Origin of the sequence: Escherichia sp. MR, assembly GCF_005280595.1 — a bacterium.
Taxonomy (GTDB): Bacteria; Pseudomonadota; Gammaproteobacteria; order Enterobacterales; family Enterobacteriaceae; genus Escherichia; species Escherichia ruysiae.
Genome location: NZ_SZVK01000002.1, coordinates 140,542 through 160,289, shown reverse-complemented (window position 1 = coordinate 160,289; position 19,748 = coordinate 140,542). Strand labels below are relative to the sequence as shown.

Sequence of the window (19,748 nt, the reverse complement as noted above, 5' to 3'; positions counted from 1 at the left end):
AGCAGGAGACAACAATGAAAATTTTCCAACGGTACAACCCACTTCAGGTGGCGAAGTACGTGAAGATCCTGTTCCGTGGACGGTTATACATCAAGGACGTTGGCGCTTTTGAATTTGATAAGGGTAAGATTCTTATCCCAAAAGTGAAGGATAAACTGCATTTGTCAGTGATGTCCGAAGTTAACCGTCAGGTTATGCGTCTGCAAACAGAGATGGCTTAACCAAGTGCTATGCAGTAATAAGACGGCTCCTGATTCAGGAGCCGTTGATGTTTCTGGGGTTATGCGACGCTTTCTTCTTTATCTTTGGCGTCAGGCAGTTTTGGCGAAAGGGCGGTGGCTTTACTGTCGATTCGCGTAACCAGTAGCTGGTCGATGCGGTAGTTATCAATATCCACCACTTCAAATTTGTAACCGGAGAACTTCACCGAATCAGTGCGTTTCGGGATCTTACGCAACATAAACATCATAAAGCCGCCGATGGTTTCGTAGTTGCCCGACTGCGGGAACTCGTCGATATCCAGCACGCGCATCACGTCGTCAATCGGCGTACCGCCATCGATTAGCCATGAATTCTCATCACGCGCCACAATCTGTTCTTCCAGCCCCTGACCGACCAGATCGCCCATCAACGTGGTCATCACGTCGTTGAGGGTGATGATCCCCACCACCAGTGCGTACTCGTTCATGATTACCGCAAAGTCTTCACCCGCAGCTTTAAAACTTTCCAGCGCCTCAGAGAGGGTCAGCGTATCAGGCACGATCAGCGTATTGCGAATTTGCACGCCGCTGTTCAGTGCCAGGCTTTGATTGGCCAGCACGCGGTTCAGCAGATCTTTTGAATCGACATAACCGATAATGTGATCGATATCTTCATTACAGACGAGGAATTTCGAGTGCGGATGCTCCGCCACTTTATTCTTCAGGCTTTGCTCATCTTCATGGAGATCGAACCAAATCACGTTTTCACGCGGCGTCATGGAAGACGGCACGGTACGGGATTCCAGTTCAAACACGTTTTCGATCAGTTCGTGTTCCTGTTTACGCAATACCCCAGCCAGCGCACCGGCCTCCACGACTGCGTAGATGTCATCAGATGTGATGTCATCTTTACGTACCATTGGCAATTTAAAGATACGGAAGATCATGTTCGCCAGGCCGTTGAAAAACCACACCAGAGGGGTGCAGACGAACAGGCAGAAGCGCATCGGGTTGATGATACGCAAAGCCACAGCTTCTGGCGCAATCATACCGATGCGTTTCGGGGTTAAATCCGCAAACAGAATAAACATGCCAGTCACTAACGAGAAAGAGAGAATAAAGCTCAGTTGCTCAGAGAGTTCCGCCGATATATAGCGGGAGAACAGGCTATTAAAAGCCGGAGAGAACGCCGCATCACCGACGATACCGCCGAGTATTGCCACCGCGTTCAGACCAATTTGCACCACGGTAAAGAACATGCCGGGATTTTCCTGCATATCCAGAACGCGCTGGGCGTTTATATTGCCTTCATCAGCCAGCAGTTTAAGTTTGATTTTGCGTGAGGCGGCAAGCGAGATCTCGGATATCGAGAAGAACGCACTCACAGCGATCAAGCAGAGTATGACTAAAATACTGTTTAACATATCTTATCCGACCGTTCAGGTCAGATCCTCGGAAGGGGAAGTTGATTAATTTGTGTGAAATACACATTGAAAGCCGGTTCGAAGAGAGTGAACCGACATTTTCAGTGGCTAGTATAGCGTAAGGTACTGTAAAGTCGCCAGAGGGTTAAATTTTTGCTTCATTTCGCTTTAGTTCGGCCTTTTATTGCTACGCTTCAGGCGGCAGGCAAACGCCGATCCCACCAATTCCGCAATAACCATACGGGTTTTTATGCAGATATTGCTGGTGGTCATCTTCGGCATAATAAAACGGTGTCGCGTTAGCGATTTCCGTGGTGATGTGACGATCGTCATCGGCGGCAAGCATCGCGGCCTGGAAACGTTCCAGACTGGCGCGGGCGGCAGCATCCTGTTCTGGTGTTAGCGGATAAATCGCGGAACGATACTGCGTGCCATGGTCATTGCCCTGACGCATCCCTTGTGCGGGATCGTGATTCTCCCAGAATACTTGTAACAGTTGTTCGTAGCTGATCACTGACGGATCGTAAACCACGCGTACCGCTTCGGCGTGGCCGGTATCACCAGAACACACTTCCCGATAAGTCGGGTTTGGCGTGTAGCCGCCGGTATAACCTGCGGCGGTGCTGTAAACACCGGGAAGTTGCCAGAAAAGGCGTTCCACGCCCCAGAAACAGCCCATAGCAAAAATGGCGATTTCCATTCCGTCAGGCACATTTGTCATTGAGTGACCGTTGACTGCATTCAACGTGGCTACGGGCATCGGGGTATTACGTCCAGGAAGGGCATCGGCGGGGGAAACCAGATGCTTTTTATCAAATAAACTCATGGTATCGCTCTCCCGAAATCGGTCTTTGGGGTTTAGGTTGTAACAAGAGACGTATTTGCACACAATAACTCTCGTGAATGTGTATAAAGTAAAACATAAGAAATATTTTGGATTTAGTCTGCTTTTAAATCCATATTGCTGGTTTTTTGTTAAGCCGTTTAACGGGGTTCCAGGGGCAGGAACAAAGGATATTCAGGAGAAAATGTGCGCTATATCCGACAGTTATGTTGTGTAAGCTTACTCTGCTTTGGTGGTTCTGCTATCGCCGCGAACGTCCGTCTACAGGTCGAAGGGTTATCAGGACAGCTGGAAAAAAATGTTCGTGCACAGCTTTCTACGATTGAAAGTGATGAAGTGACGCCAGACCGGCGATTTCGCGCGCGTGTCGATGATGCCATCCGCGAAGGCCTGAAGGCGCTGGGCTATTACCAGCCGACCATTGAATTTGATCTCCGACCACCGCCAAAGAAAGGGCGACAGGTTTTGATCGCCAAAGTCACGCCCGGCGTACCCATTTTGATTGGCGGCACCGATGTTGTGCTGCGCGGTGGTGCACGGACCGATAAAGACTATTTGAAGTTGCTCGATACTCGCCCGGCTATAGGCACGGTGCTGAATCAGGGTGACTACGAAAATTTCAAAAAGTCCTTAACCAGCATCGCGTTGCGCAAAGGCTATTTCGATAGTGAATTTACCAAAGCCCAGTTGGGTATTGCACTTGGCTTGCATAAAGCCTACTGGGATATTGATTACAACAGTGGCGAACGCTACCGCTTTGGGCATGTGACCTTCGAAGGCTCACAGATCCGCGATGAGTATCTGCAAAACCTTGTTCCGTTTAAAGAAGGTGATGAATACGAGTCAAAAGACCTGGCAGAGCTGAACCGCCGTCTCTCCGCCACTGGTTGGTTTAACTCGGTGGTGGTCGCACCGCAGTTTGATAAAGCGCGAGAAACAAAAGTATTGCCGCTTACCGGCGTCGTTTCGCCGCGCACGGAAAACACGATTGAAACCGGGGTAGGGTACTCAACGGACGTAGGTCCACGTGTTAAAGCAACGTGGAAAAAGCCGTGGATGAACTCTTACGGTCACAGCCTGACCACCAGCACAAGTATCTCTGCACCGGAACAGACTCTCGACTTTAGCTATAAAATGCCGCTGCTTAAGAACCCGCTGGAACAATATTATCTGGTACAGGGTGGTTTTAAGCGCACCGATCTGAACGATACGGAATCCGACTCTACAACTCTGGTGGCCTCTCGTTATTGGGATCTCTCCAGCGGCTGGCAGCGCGCCATTAACTTACGCTGGAGTCTTGACCACTTTACCCAGGGTGAAATTACCAACACCACGATGCTGTTTTATCCAGGCGTGATGATTAGCCGCACGCGTTCACGCGGCGGCCTGATGCCGACCTGGGGCGACTCGCAACGCTACTCAATCGACTATTCAAACACGGCCTGGGGCTCGGACGTCGATTTCTCTGTGTTTCAGGCGCAAAACGTCTGGATACGCACACTCTACGATCGCCATCGTTTTGTCACGCGCGGCACGTTGGGCTGGATTGAAACGGGTGACTTCGACAAAGTGCCGCCTGATCTGCGTTTCTTTGCCGGGGGTGACCGTAGCATTCGCGGCTATAAATACAAATCTATTGCGCCGAAATACGCCAATGGTGACCTGAAAGGGGCATCAAAACTGATAACCGGATCGCTGGAGTATCAGTACAACGTGACCGGAAAATGGTGGGGCGCGGTGTTTGTCGATAGCGGCGAAGCGGTAAGCGATATTCGCCGCAGTGACTTTAAAACTGGCACCGGGGTTGGCGTGCGCTGGGAATCGCCAGTCGGGCCGATCAAGCTCGATTTCGCGGTTCCGGTCGCTGACAAAGACGAGCATGGTTTACAGTTTTACATCGGTCTGGGGCCAGAATTATGAGTTTATGGAAAAAAATCAGCCTCGGCGCGGTTGTCGTCCTCTTACTGTTGCTGGGATCGGTGGCATTTCTGGTGGGCACCACCAGTGGTTTGCATCTGGTATTTAAAGCGGCAGATCGCTGGGTGCCAGGGCTGGATATCGGTAAGGTGACCGGCGGCTGGAGCGACCTTACTCTGTCTGACGTTCGTTATGAGCAGCCAGGTGTGGCGGTTAAAGCGGGTAATCTGCATCTGGCGGTTGGGCTGGAGTGCCTGTGGGACAGCAGCGTTTGTATTAATGACCTGGCGCTGAAAGACATTCAGGTCAATATAGACAGCAAAAAAATGCCCCCTTCAGAGCAGGTTGAAGAAGAGGAAGACAGCGGCCCGCTGGATCTCTCCACGCCGTATCCCATCACCCTGACGCGGGTGGCGCTGGATAACGTCAACATCAAGATTGATGACACCACGGTGTCGGTGATGGACTTCACCTCCGGTCTGAACTGGCAGGAGAAAACCCTGACCCTGAAACCGACATTGCTGAAAGGCCTGCTGATTGCCCTGCCGAAAGTGGCGGAAGTGGCGCAGGAAGAAGTCGTCGAACCGAAAATTGAAAATCCGCAGCCGGATGAAAAACCGCTCGGCGAAACGCTGAAAGATCTCTTTTCTCGCCCGGTATTGCCGGAAATGACCGACGTGCATTTGCCGCTCAACCTGAATATTGAAGAGTTTAAGGGCGAGCAGCTGCGCGTGACGGGCGACACGGACATCACCGTGCGCACCATGTTGCTGAAAGTGAGCAGCATCGACGGCAATACCAAACTGGACGCGCTGGACATCGACTCTAACCAGGGGAGCGTTAACGCCAGCGGTACGGCGCAGCTGTCCGGTAACTGGCCGGTAGATATCACCCTCAACAGCACACTGAACGTGGAGCCGTTGAAGGGTGAAAAAGTGAAGCTGAAAGTGGGCGGTGCGCTGCGCGAACAACTGGAGATTGGCGTTAACCTTTCTGGTCAGGTGGATATGGATCTGCGTGCTCAGACGCGGCTGGCGGAGGCTGGACTGCCGCTCAATGTCGAAGTCAACAGCAAGCAACTTTACTGGCCGTTTACCGGCGAGAAGCAGTATCAGGCGGACGATCTGAAACTGAAACTCACCGGCAAAATGACCGATTACACGCTCTCTATGCGCACGGCAGTGAAGGGACAGGAGATCCCGCCAGCCACCATTACCCTCGATGCGAAAGGTAATGAACAGCAGGTGAATCTCGACAAACTCACCGTCGCGGCGCTGGAAGGGAAAACTGAGTTGAAAGCGTTGCTCGACTGGCAGCAGGCGATTAGCTGGCGTGGTGAGTTAACGCTTAACGGCATTAACACCGCGAAAGAGTTTCCGGACTGGCCGTCGAAACTCAATGGTTTGATCAAAACGCGCGGCAGCCTGTACGGCGGCACCTGGCAGATGGACGTGCCGGAGTTGAAGCTGACTGGTAACGTTAAACAGAACAAAGTGAACGTTGACGGTACGCTGAAAGGCAACAGTTATATGCAGTGGATGATCCCTGGTCTGCATCTGGAACTGGGAGCTAACAGTGCCGAAGTGAAAGGTGAACTGGGAGTAAAAGATCTCAATCTTGATGCCACGATCAACGCGCCGGGTCTGGATAACGCGCTGCCAGGGCTGGGCGGTACAGCGAAAGGGTTGGTGAAGGTTCGCGGTACGGTGGACGCGCCGCAGTTGCTGGCGGATATCACCGCGCGCAGCCTGCGCTGGCAGGAACTCTCCGTGGCGCAGGTTCGCGTGGAAGGCGATATAAAATCCACCGATCAGATTGCGGGTAAACTCGATGTGCGCGTTGAGCAAATTTCGCAGCCGGATGTGAATATCAACCTCGTCACCCTGAATGCGAAAGGCAGCGAAAAGCAGCACGAGCTACAACTGCGGATTCAGGGCGAGCCGGTTTCCGGACAGCTCAATCTGGCGGGCAGTTTTGATCGCAAAGAAGAACGCTGGAAGGGAACGCTGAGTAATACCCGCTTCCAGACGCCGGTCGGCCCGTGGTCGTTGACCAGCGATATTGCGCTGGATTACCGCAATAAGGAGCAAAAAATCAGCATTGGGCCACACTGCTGGCTTAACCCGAATGCGGAGCTGTGCGTACCGCAAACCATTGATGCCGGGGCTGAAGGGCGTGCGGTGGTGAATCTCAACCGCTTCGACCTGGCCATGCTGAAACCGTTTATGCCAGAAACCACTCAGGCCAGCGGTATCTTCACGGGTAAAGCGGACGTTGCCTGGGACACCACGAAAGAGGGGCTGCCGCAGGGCAGTATCACCCTTTCGGGGCGTAACGTGCAGGTAACGCAAACCGTCAACGACGCGGCGCTGCCGGTGGCGTTTCAGACACTGAATCTGACGGCGGAACTGCGCAACAACCGCGCTGAACTGGGCTGGACCATCCGCCTGGCTAATAATGGTCAGTTCGATGGTCAGGTGCAGGTGACCGATCCACAAGGCCGCCGCAATCTCGGTGGCAACGTCAACATCCGCAACTTTAACCTCGCGATGGTAAACCCCATCTTTACGCGTGGGGAAAAAGCGGCGGGGATGGTGAGTGCTAATTTACGTCTGGGCGGTGATGTACAAAGCCCGCAGCTCTTTGGTCAGCTCCAGGTTACGGGTGTGGATATCGATGGCAACTTTATGCCGTTTGATATGCAGCCGAGCCAGCTTGCGGTCAACTTTAACGGTATGCGCTCGACGCTTGCGGGCACCGTGCGAACCCAGCAGGGTGACATTTACCTGAACGGGGATGCAGACTGGAGTCAGATTGAAAACTGGCGTGCGCGGGTGACGGCAAAAGGCAGTAAGGTGCGGATCACCGTACCGCCGATGGTGCGTATGGATGTGTCGCCAGATGTCGTATTCGAAGCCACACCAAGCCTGTTTACCCTTGATGGTCGCGTTGACGTACCGTGGGCGCGCATTGTGGTGCACGATCTGCCAGAAAGTGCGGTGGGCGTCTCCAGCGATGTCGTGATGCTCAACGATAACCTACAACCGGAGGAGGCGAAAACTGCGTCGATTCCGATTAACAGCAACCTGATTGTCCACGTCGGCAACAATGTGCGCATTGATGCCTTTGGCCTGAAAGCGCGGCTGACGGGCGATCTCAATGTCGTACAGGACAAACAGGGACTGGGGCTGAACGGACAGATCAACATTCCGGAAGGTCGCTTCCATGCCTATGGTCAGGATCTGATCGTTCGCAAAGGCGAGTTGCTGTTCTCTGGTCCACCGGATCAACCGTATCTTAATATCGAAGCAATTCGTAACCCGGATGCTACAGAAGACGACGTAATCGCCGGTGTTCGCGTCACCGGACTGGCGGATGAACCGAAAGCGGAGATCTTCTCTGACCCGGCGATGTCGCAACAGGCTGCGTTGTCTTACTTGTTGCGTGGACAAGGGCTGGAAAGCGATCAGAGCGACAGCGCGGCGATGACCTCGATGCTGATTGGTCTGGGGGTTGCACAAAGTGGTCAGATTGTGGGTAAAATCGGCGAGACATTTGGCGTAAGTAATTTAGCTCTCGACACCGAGGGAGTAGGCGACTCCTCCCAGGTGGTGGTCAGCGGCTATGTATTACCAGGTCTACAAGTGAAATACGGCGTGGGGATATTTGACTCTATAGCAACACTCACGTTACGTTATCGCCTGATGCCAAAGCTATATCTGGAAGCCGTGTCTGGTGTAGATCAGGCACTGGATTTGCTCTATCAGTTCGAGTTTTAGCGATGCGAATATTTGTCTACGGCAGTTTACGTCACAAACAAGGCAACAGCCACTGGATGACCAATGCCCAGTTGCTGGGCGATTTCAGTATCGATAACTATCAACTGTACAGCCTGGGCCACTATCCAGGCGCAGTTCCGGGCAACGGAACGGTACACGGTGAAGTTTATCGTATTGACAACGCCACGCTGGCCGAACTTGATGCCTTGCGCACCAGGGGCGGTGAATACGCGCGGCAGTTGATTCAGACGCCGTACGGGAGTGCATGGATGTACGTTTATCAACGACCCGTCGATGGATTAACGCTGATTGAAAGCGGCGACTGGTTAGACAGGGATAAGTCATAATATAAACACGCCACCTTCGGGTGGCGTTGTTTTTTCGAGGTATCTCGCATTCTTTTTTGTAACTTCCCCGCCTGTTTCTTTTCCTTCCGAGCCGCTTTCCATATCTGTTAACGCATAAAAAACTCTGCTGGTGTTCACAAATGCGCAGGGGTAAAACGTTTCCTGTCGCACCGTGAGTTATACTTTGTATAACCTAAGGAGGTGCGGATGCGTATAACCATAAAAAAATGGGGGAACAGTGCAGGTATGGTCATTCCCAATATTGTGATGAAAGAGCTTAACTTGCAGCCGGGGCAGAGCGTTGAGGCACAGGTGAGCAACAATCAACTGATTCTGACCCCCATCTCCAGGCGCTACTCGCTTGATGAACTGCTGATGCAGTGCGACATGAACGCCCCGGAACTTAGCGAGCAGGATGTCTGGGGTAAATCCACCCCTGCGGGTGACGAAATATGGTAAAGAAAAGTGAATTTGAACGGGGAGACATTGTGCTGGTCGGCTTTGATCCAGCAAGCGGCCATGAACAGCAAGGTGCTGGTCGGCCTGCGCTTGTGCTCTCCGTTCAAGCCTTTAATCAACTGGGAATGACGTTGGTTGCTCCCATTACTCAGGGCGGAAATTTTGCCCGTTATGCCGGATTTAGCGTTCCGTTACATTGCGAAGAAGGCGATGTGTATGGCGTAGTATTGGTGAATCAGGTACGAATGATGGATTTACGCGCCTGTCAGGCAAAACGTATTGGTCTGGCTGCGGACGAGGTGGTGGAAGACGTGTTATTACGTTTGCAGGCGGTGATAGAATAAGATGTGTTTATTTATCGCGGACATAAAAAACCCTTACTAACCGAAGCCCGGCGTTCAGGGTTATTGCGCTAGAAGAACTTATTTATTCTTTGCGCGCTCGAAGGAAGCAACGATTTCAGCTTTAGCGGCTTCGGCGTTATCCCAGCCGTCAACTTTAACCCATTTGCCTTTTTCGAGGTCTTTGTAGTGCTCGAAGAAGTGAGCGATCTGAGCCTTCAGCAGTTCCGGCAGATCGTTAACGTCTTTGATGTGATCGTATTCTTTGCTCAGCTTGCTGTGCGGAACAGCAACCAGTTTCGCATCTTCACCGGCTTCGTCGGTCATTTTCAGAACGCCAACCGGACGGCAACGGATCACAGAACCCGGCTGCAGCGGGTACGGAGTCGGAACCAGTACGTCAACCGGATCACCGTCCAGAGACAGGGTGTGGTTGATGTAACCGTAGTTGCACGGATAGAACATCGCGGTGGACATGAAGCGGTCAACGAACAGTGCGCCGCTCTCTTTGTCGATTTCGTATTTGATCGGATCTGCGTTAGCCGGGATTTCGATAACAACGTAGATGTCTTCCGGCAGATCTTTACCCGCAGGGACGTTGAGTAAGCTCATGTCTGTTTCCTTTAAAATATGTGGCAAACAAGTGCCGAGTATTATAGCCAACTCGCGCCGAATGTCTTCGCTTGTTTTCGTCCTCATATTCCTTTTTCGCCAGTTTTAAGACGGCTTGTGGAGCAGGAAAATCCATAACCGTAGCCGCATTTTTCATAGTGATATGAAAGCGATTACAAACTTGTGATTAACGTTTTATTTACTTTTTTGAAGTGTGATGTAACGCAATCCGTTACATAACGAATTGTCTATAGTTTTTTCGCGAACATCTTTTCACCAATAATAACTATCCCGACGAGGACAACCCTATGTGGAAACGCTTACTTGTAGTCTCTGCAGTCTCGGCAGCCATGTCGTCTATGGTGTTGGCCGCTCCATTAACCGTAGGATTTTCGCAGGTCGGATCAGAATCCGGCTGGCGCGCCGCAGAAACCAACGTGGCGAAAAGTGAGGCCGAAAAACGCGGTATCACGCTGAAAATTGCCGATGGTCAGCAAAAGCAGGAAAACCAGATTAAAGCGGTACGTTCCTTTGTTGCACAAGGGGTAGATGCAATCTTTATTGCTCCAGTGGTGGCGACGGGTTGGGAACCGGTATTAAAAGAGGCGAAAGATGCCGAAATTCCGGTCTTTTTGCTCGACCGTTCCATCGACGTGAAAGACAAATCTCTCTATATGACCACCGTTACTGCCGACAACATTCTGGAAGGCAAGTTGATTGGTGACTGGCTGGTGAAAGAGGTCAACGGTAAACCATGTAACGTGGTTGAGTTGCAGGGTACTGTTGGGGCAAGTGTTGCCATCGACCGTAAAAAAGGCTTTGCCGAAGCTATTAAGAATGCGCCAAACATCAAAATCATCCGCTCACAGTCCGGTGACTTCACCCGCAGTAAAGGCAAAGAAGTTATGGAGAGCTTTATCAAAGCGGAAAACAACGGCAAAAATATCTGCATGGTTTACGCCCATAACGACGACATGGTGATTGGTGCAATTCAGGCAATTAAAGAAGCGGGTCTGAAGCCGGGTAAAGATATCCTCACGGGTTCCATTGACGGCGTACCGGATATCTACAAAGCGATGATTGATGGCGAAGCGAACGCCAGCGTTGAACTGACGCCGAATATGGCAGGCCCCGCTTTTGATGCGCTGGAGAAATACAAAAAAGACGGCACTATGCCTGAAAAGTTGACCCTGACCAAATCCACCCTTTACCTGCCTGATACTGCAAAAGAAGAGTTAGAGAAGAAGAAAAATATGGGGTATTGAGGGACATCAATACCTGATGCCAACTTGTACGCCGCCGGATAAGGCGTTTAGGCCGCATCCGGCAGTTGTGCAGTACCGGACTTAACACCATGCACAATCTGTCCCCTCGCCCCTTCGGGGAGAGGGTTAGGGTGAGGGGGACAAACGGCGCAGCTCTTAACATCAGGCACGATCTATTCCCAGACTTTTAGAGCGTGGCTAAGGGGGAAACCATGACGACCGACCAACACCAGGAAATCCTCCGTACCGAAGGATTAAGTAAATTTTTCCCCGGCGTCAAAGCGTTAGACAGCGTCGACTTCAGCCTACGGCGCGGTGAAATTATGGCGCTGCTCGGTGAAAACGGAGCCGGTAAATCGACGCTGATCAAAGCACTTACCGGTGTCTACCACGCCGATCGCGGTACTATCTGGTTGGATGGTCAGACTATTTCACCAAAAAACACCGCCCACGCACAACAACTTGGCATCGGCACCGTCTATCAGGAAGTCAACCTGTTACCCAACATGTCGGTAGCCGACAATCTATTCATAGGCCGCGAACCCAGGCGTTTTGGCCTGCTACGCCGTAAAGAGATGGAAAAGCGCGCTACAGAACTGATGGCATCGTATGGCTTCTCCCTCGACGTGCGTGAACCGCTCAACCGTTTTTCGGTGGCGATGCAGCAAATCGTCGCCATTTGTCGGGCTATCGCTCTCTCCGCCAAAGTGCTGATCCTTGATGAACCTACCGCCAGCCTCGACACTCAGGAAGTAGAGTTGCTGTTTGGCCTGATGCGCCAGTTGCGCGATCGCGGCGTCAGCCTGATCTTTGTTACGCACTTTCTCGATCAGGTTTATCAAGTCAGCGATCGGATCACCGTCTTACGCAACGGCAACTTCGTTGGCTGTCGGGAAACCCGCGAGCTACCGCAGATCGAACTGGTCAAAATGATGCTTGGGCGCGAACTCGACACCCACGCGCTACAACGTGCCGGGCGGACATTACTTAGCGACAAACCCGTTGCCGCGTTCAAAAATTACGGTAAAAAAGGCACGATCGCACCGTTTGATCTCGAAGTACGCCCCGGCGAGATCGTCGGTCTGGCAGGATTGCTGGGATCAGGGCGTACCGAAACCGCTGAAGTTATCTTCGGTATCAAACCCGCTGACAGCGGTACTGCGCTGATCAAAGGCCAACCACAAACCCTGCGATCGCCACATCAGGCTTCAGTACTGGGCATTGGTTTTTGTCCGGAAGACAGGAAAACCGATGGCATCATCGCCGCCGCCTCGGTGCGGGAAAATATCATCCTGGCGCTACAGGCCCAGCGCGGCTGGCTGCGACCAATTTCCCGCAAAGAACAGCAAGAGATTGCCGAACGTTTTATCCGCCAGCTTGGCATTCGCACACCTTCAACTGAACAACCGATAGAGTTTCTCTCTGGTGGCAATCAGCAAAAAGTGTTGCTCTCACGCTGGCTGCTGACTCGTCCGCAATTTCTGATCCTCGACGAGCCAACGCGCGGCATTGACGTTGGCGCCCATGCTGAGATCATCCGCCTGATTGAAACGCTGTGTGCCGATGGCCTGGCGCTGCTGGTGATCTCCTCAGAACTGGAAGAGCTGGTGGGCTATGCCGATCGGGTGATCATCATGCGCGATCGCAAACAGGTGGCGGAGATCCCGCTGGCAGAGCTTTCCGTTCCGGCGATCATGAATGCCATTGCGGCGTAAGGAGAACAGTGTGATGCCTCAATCTCTCCCTGACACCGCGTCGTCGAAAAGGCGTTTTCGCTGGCCGACGGGAATGCCGCAACTGGCGGCGCTGTTGCTGGTGTTGCTGGTCGATAGTCTGGTCGCCCCACATTTCTGGCAGGTGGTACTTCAGGATGGGCGTTTGTTCGGTAGCCCCATCGACATTCTTAACCGTGCAGCACCCGTTGCGCTGTTGGCGATTGGCATGACGCTGGTGATCGCCACTGGCGGTATCGATCTTTCAGTAGGCGCGGTGATGGCTATCGCAGGAGCCACAACTGCCGCGATGACGGTGGCGGGATTCAGCCTGCCGATTGTTTTGTTAAGCGCCCTGGGCACCGGCATGCTGGCGGGATTGTGGAACGGCATACTGGTAGCGATCCTCAAAATTCAGCCGTTTGTCGCCACTCTGATCCTGATGGTCGCCGGGCGCGGCGTGGCGCAACTGATCACCTCCGGGCAGATCGTCACGTTTAACTCGCCGGATCTCTCGTGGTTCGGCAGTGGATCGCTGCTGTTCCTGCCAACGCCAGTCATTATCGCCGTGCTGACGCTTCTCCTGTTCTGGCTGTTGGCCCGCAAAACGGCGCTGGGGATGTTTATCGAAGCCGTTGGTATCAACATTCGGGCGGCAAAAAATGCCGGAGTAAACACGCGGATCATCGTCATGCTTACCTACGTGTTGAGCGGGCTGTGTGCGGCAATCGCGGGCATTATCGTGGCGGCGGATATTCGCGGTGCCGATGCCAACAACGCCGGATTATGGCTGGAACTGGACGCTATACTCGCGGTGGTGATCGGCGGTGGATCGCTGATGGGCGGGCGTTTTAACCTGCTGCTTTCGGTAGTGGGGGCGCTGATCATTCAGGGAATGAACACCGGGATTTTACTTTCGGGCTTTCCGCCAGAGATGAACCAGGTGGTGAAAGCGGTGGTGGTGCTTTGCGTGCTGATTGTCCAGTCGCAACGCTTTATCAGTCTGATTAAAGGAGTGCGTAGCCGTGATAAAACGTAACTTGCCACTGATGATCACCATCGGCGTTTTTGTGCTGGGCTATCTCTACTGCTTGACGCAGTTTCCCGGTTTTGCTTCCACGCGAGTGATATGCAATATCCTGACCGATAACGCCTTTTTGGGGATTATTGCTGTCGGTATGACCTTTGTGATCCTCTCCGGCGGGATCGATCTTTCCGTCGGTTCGGTGATCGCTTTTACCGGCGTGTTTCTGGCAAAAGTGATTGGCGACTTTGGGATTTCACCACTATTGGCCTTCCCGCTGGTGCTGCTGATGGGGTGTGCATTCGGCGCATTTATGGGGCTTCTGATCGACGCGCTGAAGATCCCGGCATTCATTATTACCCTTGCGGGAATGTTCTTTTTGCGTGGCGTCAGCTATCTCGTTTCGGAAGAGTCGATCCCGATTAACCATCCGATTTACGACACACTCTCAAGCCTTGCGTGGAAAATTCCCGGCGGTGGGCGTTTAAGCGCGATGGGATTACTGATGCTGGCGGTCGTGGTTATCGGTATTTTCCTCGCGCATCGCACCCGCTTTGGTAATCAGGTGTATGCCATTGGCGGCAACGCGACGTCGGCAAACCTGATGGGGATTTCTACCCGCAGCACCACGATTCGCATTTATATGCTTTCCACCGGACTGGCAACGCTGGCGGGGATTGTCTTCTCGATTTACACCCAGGCCGGATACGCGCTGGCAGGCGTAGGTGTGGAACTGGACGCTATCGCGTCGGTGGTGATTGGCGGCACGTTGTTAAGTGGTGGGGTAGGGACGGTATTGGGGACGCTTTTTGGCGTGGCGATTCAGGGACTCATTCAGACTTACATAAACTTTGACGGTACGCTGAGTTCATGGTGGACGAAAATCGCCATCGGCATTTTGTTGTTTATTTTTATTGCCTTACAGCGTGGGCTAACGGTGCTGTGGGAGAATCGTCAGAGTTCACCAGTGACAAGAGTCAACATTGCGCAGCGATAAAAACGCCTCTCCGTGTGGAGAGGCGCAGGAGATTACGCGTCCGGGAACTCACGGATAAAGCGTTCGACATCTTCAACCATATGGTCATTGCCGACGAAGAACGACCGGCGCTGGTGCAGGGTTTCCGGGATGATATCCAGAATACGCTCTTTGCCATCGCTCGCTTTACCGCCCGCTTGTTCCGCCAGGAATGCCATCGGGTTGCACTCATACAGCAAACGCAGTTTGCCGTCCGGGTGGCTGGCGGTGCTTGGGTAGAGATAAATTCCACCTTTCAGCAGGTTACGGTGGAAATCCGCAACCAGTGAGCCGATATAACGTGAGGTATACGGGCGGTTGGTGGATTTATCTTCTTCCTGGCAGAATTTAATGTACTTCTTCACCCCGTTCGGAAACTTAATGTAGTTTCCTTCGTTGATGGAGTAGGTTTTGCCTTTCTCCGGGAAGCGCATCCGTTCCTGGCACAGACAGAAAACGCCGAGCGAAGGATCGTAAGTAAAGGCGTGAACACCGCATCCGGTGGTGTAAACCAGCATGGTAGAGGAGCCGTATACCACGTAACCTGCGGCAACCTGTTTGTTACCAGGCTGGAGGAAATCTTCTTCCGTTACCGGCGTACCGACAGGTGTAACGCGGCGGTAGATGGAGAAAATCGTACCGACAGAGACGTTAACATCGATGTTGGACGAGCCATCCAGTGGATCCATCAGCACAACGTATTTTGCGTGTTCACAGCCTTCAAAGACGACAATCTCATCTTCTTCTTCAGATGCAATGCCCGCAACGATATCGCGCGCTTTCAATGCGGCTTTCAGTTTTTCATTAGCGAACAGATCGAGTTTCTGCTGAACCTCGCCCTGCACGTTCTCAGCACCGCTGGCACCCAGGATATCAACCAGTCCTGCTTTGTTGATATCGCGATGGATAATCTTGGCGCCCAGTTTTATTGCCGACAGCAAAGCAGTGAGTTCACCGGTAGCATGAGAAAACTCGTGCTGCTTTTCGACAATAAATTCACCTAACGTTTTCATAAAACTTTCCCTGCAATGTTTATGGAGTAAAGCGACCGCAACAATCTTAACAAATAATCTGAATGTTGCGCTCAGGTGAATCGCGCCAGCAAATTACGGATTATCCTGAAATGCGTTTCTCACTTGCCCGACATATGCGTAAAATGAGCGGTAGATTAAAAAAGGATAATGACGTATGCGCATTCATATTTTAGGAATTTGTGGCACGTTTATGGGTGGTCTGGCGATTCTGGCACGCCAGTTAGGCCATGAAGTAACGGGTTCGGACGCCAATGTGTATCCGCCGATGAGCACCTTACTTGAGAAGCAAGGCATTGAGCTGATTCAGGGTTACGATGCCAGCCAACTCGATCCGCAGCCGGATCTGGTGATTATTGGTAATGCCATGACCCGTGGAAATCCGTGTGTGGAAGCGGTACTGGAAAAAAACATTCCGTATATGTCGGGGCCGCAGTGGTTGCACGATTTCGTGCTGCGCGACCGCTGGGTGCTGGCCGTTGCCGGTACACACGGCAAAACCACCACGGCGGGAATGGCGACCTGGATTCTGGAACAGTGCGGCTATAAACCGGGTTTTGTTATTGGCGGTGTGCCTGGAAACTTTGAGGTTTCGGCGCGTCTGGGCGAAAGCGACTTCTTTGTTATCGAAGCGGACGAGTATGACTGCGCCTTCTTCGACAAACGCTCCAAATTTGTCCATTACTGCCCGCGCACGCTGATCCTCAACAACCTTGAGTTCGATCATGCCGATATCTTTGACGACCTGAAAGCGATCCAGAAACAATTCCATCATCTGGTGCGTATTGTTCCTGGGCAGGGGCGTATTATCTGGCCGGAAAACGACATCAACCTGAAACAGACCATGGCGATGGGCTGCTGGAGCGATCAGGAACAGGTGGGCGAGCAGGGGCGCTGGCAGGCGAAAAAGCTGACCACCGATGCTTCCGAATGGGAAGTATTGCTGGACGGCGAAAAAGTGGGTGAGGTGAAATGGTCACTGGTTGGCGAACATAACATGCACAACGGCCTGATGGCGATTGCTGCGGCTCGCCATGTTGGTGTTGCGCCGGCAGATGCTGCTAATGCGCTGGGGTCGTTTATCAACGCTCGTCGTCGTCTGGAGTTACGCGGTGAAGCGAATGGCGTGACGGTGTATGACGATTTTGCCCATCATCCGACGGCGATTCTGGCAACGCTGGCGGCGCTGCGCGGTAAAGTCGGTGGTACGGCGCGTATTATTGCCGTGCTGGAACCGCGCTCAAACACCATGAAGATGGGCGTCTGCAAAGACGATTTGGCACCGTCATTAGGTCGTGCCGATGAAGTCTTCCTGCTGCAACCGGCGCATATTCCGTGGCAGGTAGCTGAAGTGGCAGAAGCCTGTATTCAGCCTGCGCACTGGAGTGGTGATGTCGATGCGTTGGCAGATATGGTGGTGAAAACCGCCCAGCCTGGCGACCATATTCTGGTGATGAGCAACGGCGGTTTTGGTGGGATTCATCAGAAACTGCTGGATGGTCTGGCGAAGAAGGCGGAAGCTGCGCAGTAATTCTGAAGCTTCAGCCTGGGGTAGCATTGCCGGATAAGGCGTTTACGCCGCATCCGGCAAACCATACTCATATCAACAACAAAACTTACCCTTCGTTCTCTGCCAGCTCGCGCAGATACTGGAAAATCTGGCGTGCAGATTTCGGCGGCTTATTCCCTTCTTTCTCTTTCTTCGCGTTGCGGATCAGAGTACGCAACTGCTGACGATCGGCATCGGGCCACAGATTCAATACATCAGCGATGGCATCATCACCTTGATCGATCAGACGATCGCGCAGGTTTTCCAGTTTATGGAACAGCACCACCTGCTGGTTGTGGCGGTTTTTTAGCTTATCCAGCGCCTGACGAATAGGCTCTACGTCGCGCTGGCGCAGCATCTTACCGATGAGCTGCAACTGGCGGCGGCGACCTTCCATTTTAATACGCTGGGCTAACTCGATAGCCGCACGCAGATCCGCATCTAACGGGATCTTATCCAGCGCGTTTTTCCCCAGATCAACAATTTCCGCGCCCAGGCGTTTTAGCTCCTCGGCATCACGTTTAATTTCACTTTTACTGACCCAGATAATTTCATCGTCTTCGTCTTCGATATCATCACCGGGAACGTCGTCGAGCCAGTCTTCGGGCTGCTTAGTCATGTCAGGCTCCTTAAAAAAAGAGGCTAATGTTACCAGTTAAGATGCGCACTGAAAAACGGTTCTCTGTTAGACTTCAGAGAAACTCTCTACATTATGGCACTTGCAATGAAAGTAATCTCTCAAGTTGAAGCGCAGCGCAAGATTCTGGAAGAAGCAGTTTCGACTGCGCTGGAGTTGGCCTCAGGCAAATCGGACGGTGCGGAAGTTGCCGTCAGCAAGACCACCGGCATTAGCGTAAGCACGCGCTATGGTGAAGTGGAGAATGTCGAATTCAATAGCGATGGCGCGCTGGGGATCACCGTTTATCACCAGAACCGCAAAGGTAGCGCATCATCCACCGATTTAAGCCCGCAGGCTATTGCCCGCACCGTACAGGCGGCGCTGGATATTGCCCGTTATACCTCGCCAGATCCTTACGCAGGCGTGGCAGATAAAGAGCTGCTGGCCTTTGACGCGCCGGATCTCGACTTGTTCCACCCTGCGGACGTTTCCCCGGATGAAGCCATTGAACTGGCGGCTCGTGCTGAACAGGCGGCATTGCAGGCGGACAAACGCATCACCAATACCGAAGGCGGCAGCTTTAACAGCCACTACGGCGTCAAAGTATTTGGCAACAGCCACGGCATGTTGCAGGGATACTGCTCAACGCGTCATTCACTCTCCAGCTGTGTGATTGCCGAAGAAAATGGCGATATGGAACGTGATTACGCCTACACCATTGGCCGTGCGATGAGCGATCTACAAACGCCGGAGTGGGTTGGGGCAGATTGCGCCCGCCGCACTTTATCGCGCTTGTCGCCGCGTAAACTTTCCACCATGAAAGCGCCGGTGATTTTTGCCAATGAAGTCGCAACCGGATTGTTTGGTCATTTGGTTGGCGCAATTGCCGGTGGTGCTGTCTACCGTAAATCCACCTTCCTGCTCGACTCGCTGGGTAAACAAATTCTGCCGGACTGGCTGACCATTGAAGAACATCCGCATCTGCTGAAAGGGCTGGCATCTACTCCATTCGACAGCGAAGGGGTACGTACCGAGCGTCGCGATATTATTAAAGATGGCATCCTGACTCAGTGGCTGCTGACCAGCTATTCCGCGCGCAAACTGGGGCTGAAAAGTACCGGTCATGCGGGCGGCATCCACAACTGGCGTATTGCCGGGCAAGGACTCAGCTTTGAGCAGATGCTCAAAGAAATGGGCACCGGCCTGGTGGTGACGGAACTGATGGGCCAGGGCGTGAGTGCAATTACCGGTGATTATTCCCGTGGTGCAGCGGGCTTCTGGGTAGAGAATGGCGAAATTCAATATCCGGTTAGCGAAATCACCATCGCAGGTAATTTGAAAGATATGTGGCGCAATATCGTCACTGTTGGTAACGATATTGAAACACGCAGTAATATACAGTGTGGTTCTGTTCTGTTACCGGAGATGAAAATCGCCGGACAGTAAAAAACTGGCGCGACCTGCCGCGCTTAAACTAAAAAATTACACAAAATCATTCGCACTGCATCGAGACGGAAAGTGAATGAGAGCCGGGGAGCGTACTCGTAGTACGTGACTCGGGCGAATGAGCGTAGCCGTCGATGAGGTAGTGTGAAGGATGAAGTGTAAAT

The 19,748-nt window shown here is 52.6% G+C and carries 17 protein-coding genes; 12 read left to right on the top strand and 5 right to left on the bottom strand.

Annotation, left to right across the window (positions count from 1 at the left end; all coding sequences use genetic code 11):
* The first annotated feature begins 14 nt into the window (after positions 1 to 14).
* On the top strand, positions 15 to 221 hold the full coding sequence (locus FC814_RS01855) for a DUF1107 domain-containing protein (protein WP_000689228.1): 207 nt from the start codon (positions 15 to 17) through the stop codon (positions 219 to 221).
* A gap of 59 nt (positions 222 to 280) precedes the next feature.
* Here FC814_RS01855 and FC814_RS01850 read toward each other — a convergent pair whose 3' ends face one another.
* Both FC814_RS01850 and msrA read right to left on the bottom strand, forming a co-directional pair.
* Complete coding sequence (locus FC814_RS01850) at positions 281 to 1,624, bottom strand: hemolysin family protein (RefSeq protein WP_000935031.1); 1,344 nt, start codon at positions 1,622 to 1,624, stop codon at positions 281 to 283.
* Between the two features lie 187 nt (positions 1,625 to 1,811).
* Complete coding sequence (gene msrA / locus FC814_RS01845; RefSeq protein ID WP_000051459.1) at positions 1,812 to 2,450, bottom strand: peptide-methionine (S)-S-oxide reductase MsrA; 639 nt, start codon at positions 2,448 to 2,450, stop codon at positions 1,812 to 1,814.
* 204 nt (positions 2,451 to 2,654) lie between these two features.
* On the opposite strand from msrA, the gene tamA reads away from it, so the two are divergent.
* The 5 genes from tamA (at position 2,655) to FC814_RS01820 (ending at position 9,314) form a co-directional block, all read left to right on the top strand.
* Positions 2,655 to 4,388: an autotransporter assembly complex protein TamA gene (gene tamA, locus FC814_RS01840; RefSeq protein ID WP_032226403.1), complete on the top strand. Its 1,734-nt coding sequence runs from the start codon at positions 2,655 to 2,657 to the stop codon at positions 4,386 to 4,388.
* Entirely contained in the window at positions 4,385 to 8,164 is a 3,780-nt protein-coding gene (gene tamB / locus FC814_RS01835) for an autotransporter assembly complex protein TamB (RefSeq protein WP_137325425.1), read from the top strand. Before tamA ends, tamB begins: the two co-directional genes overlap by 4 nt.
* Before the next feature lie 2 nt (positions 8,165 to 8,166).
* Positions 8,167 to 8,511: a gamma-glutamylcyclotransferase gene (locus tag FC814_RS01830; RefSeq protein WP_001219162.1), complete on the top strand. Its 345-nt coding sequence runs from the start codon at positions 8,167 to 8,169 to the stop codon at positions 8,509 to 8,511.
* A gap of 207 nt (positions 8,512 to 8,718) precedes the next feature.
* Positions 8,719 to 8,970 carry a type II toxin-antitoxin system antitoxin ChpS gene (gene chpS, locus FC814_RS01825; RefSeq protein WP_001223205.1) on the top strand — a complete coding sequence of 84 codons (252 nt, stop codon included), beginning with the start codon at positions 8,719 to 8,721 and terminating at the stop codon, positions 8,968 to 8,970.
* Positions 8,964 to 9,314, top strand: coding sequence for a type II toxin-antitoxin system ChpB family toxin (locus tag FC814_RS01820; RefSeq protein ID WP_085461236.1), 351 nt, complete (start codon positions 8,964 to 8,966; stop codon positions 9,312 to 9,314). Before chpS ends, FC814_RS01820 begins: the two co-directional genes overlap by 7 nt.
* 78 nt (positions 9,315 to 9,392) lie before the next feature.
* Here FC814_RS01820 and ppa read toward each other — a convergent pair whose 3' ends face one another.
* The gene (ppa, locus tag FC814_RS01815; RefSeq protein ID WP_000055074.1) at positions 9,393 to 9,923 is read right to left on the bottom strand and encodes an inorganic diphosphatase; all 531 of its coding nucleotides are present in this window, start codon (positions 9,921 to 9,923) and stop codon (positions 9,393 to 9,395) included.
* A gap of 308 nt (positions 9,924 to 10,231) precedes the next feature.
* On the opposite strand from ppa, the gene ytfQ reads away from it, so the two are divergent.
* From ytfQ to yjfF, 4 genes are all read left to right on the top strand, one after another.
* Complete coding sequence (ytfQ, locus tag FC814_RS01810) at positions 10,232 to 11,188, top strand: galactofuranose ABC transporter substrate-binding protein YtfQ (protein ID WP_000265953.1); 957 nt, start codon at positions 10,232 to 10,234, stop codon at positions 11,186 to 11,188.
* Between the two features lie 212 nt (positions 11,189 to 11,400).
* Complete coding sequence (ytfR, locus tag FC814_RS01805; protein WP_000205843.1) at positions 11,401 to 12,903, top strand: galactofuranose ABC transporter, ATP-binding protein YtfR; 1,503 nt, start codon at positions 11,401 to 11,403, stop codon at positions 12,901 to 12,903.
* A 13-nt stretch (positions 12,904 to 12,916) separates the two neighbouring features.
* On the top strand, positions 12,917 to 13,939 hold the full coding sequence (ytfT, locus tag FC814_RS01800; RefSeq protein ID WP_137325437.1) for a galactofuranose ABC transporter, ATP-binding protein YtfT: 1,023 nt from the start codon (positions 12,917 to 12,919) through the stop codon (positions 13,937 to 13,939).
* Positions 13,926 to 14,921: a galactofuranose ABC transporter, permease protein YjfF gene (yjfF, locus tag FC814_RS01795; protein WP_000596004.1), complete on the top strand. Its 996-nt coding sequence runs from the start codon at positions 13,926 to 13,928 to the stop codon at positions 14,919 to 14,921. Before ytfT ends, yjfF begins: the two co-directional genes overlap by 14 nt.
* Positions 14,922 to 14,953: 32 nt before the next feature.
* Here yjfF and fbp read toward each other — a convergent pair whose 3' ends face one another.
* Complete coding sequence (fbp, locus tag FC814_RS01790) at positions 14,954 to 15,952, bottom strand: class 1 fructose-bisphosphatase (protein ID WP_000853753.1); 999 nt, start codon at positions 15,950 to 15,952, stop codon at positions 14,954 to 14,956.
* Between the two features lie 175 nt (positions 15,953 to 16,127).
* Between fbp and mpl the strand changes: the two genes are divergently transcribed.
* Positions 16,128 to 17,501, top strand: coding sequence for a UDP-N-acetylmuramate:L-alanyl-gamma-D-glutamyl-meso-diaminopimelate ligase (gene mpl, locus FC814_RS01785; RefSeq protein WP_001219777.1), 1,374 nt, complete (start codon positions 16,128 to 16,130; stop codon positions 17,499 to 17,501).
* Positions 17,502 to 17,586: 85 nt separating this feature from the next.
* Here the strand turns inward: mpl and yjgA are convergent, their stop codons facing one another.
* A complete protein-coding gene (gene yjgA / locus FC814_RS01780; protein WP_021551486.1) occupies positions 17,587 to 18,138 on the bottom strand; it encodes a ribosome biogenesis factor YjgA in 552 nt (183 codons plus the stop codon).
* A gap of 93 nt (positions 18,139 to 18,231) precedes the next feature.
* Here yjgA and pmbA point away from each other — a divergent pair, with 93 nt between their 5' ends.
* On the top strand, positions 18,232 to 19,584 hold the full coding sequence (gene pmbA, locus FC814_RS01775; RefSeq protein WP_001162186.1) for a metalloprotease PmbA: 1,353 nt from the start codon (positions 18,232 to 18,234) through the stop codon (positions 19,582 to 19,584).
* The last annotated feature ends 164 nt before the right edge of the window (positions 19,585 to 19,748 follow it).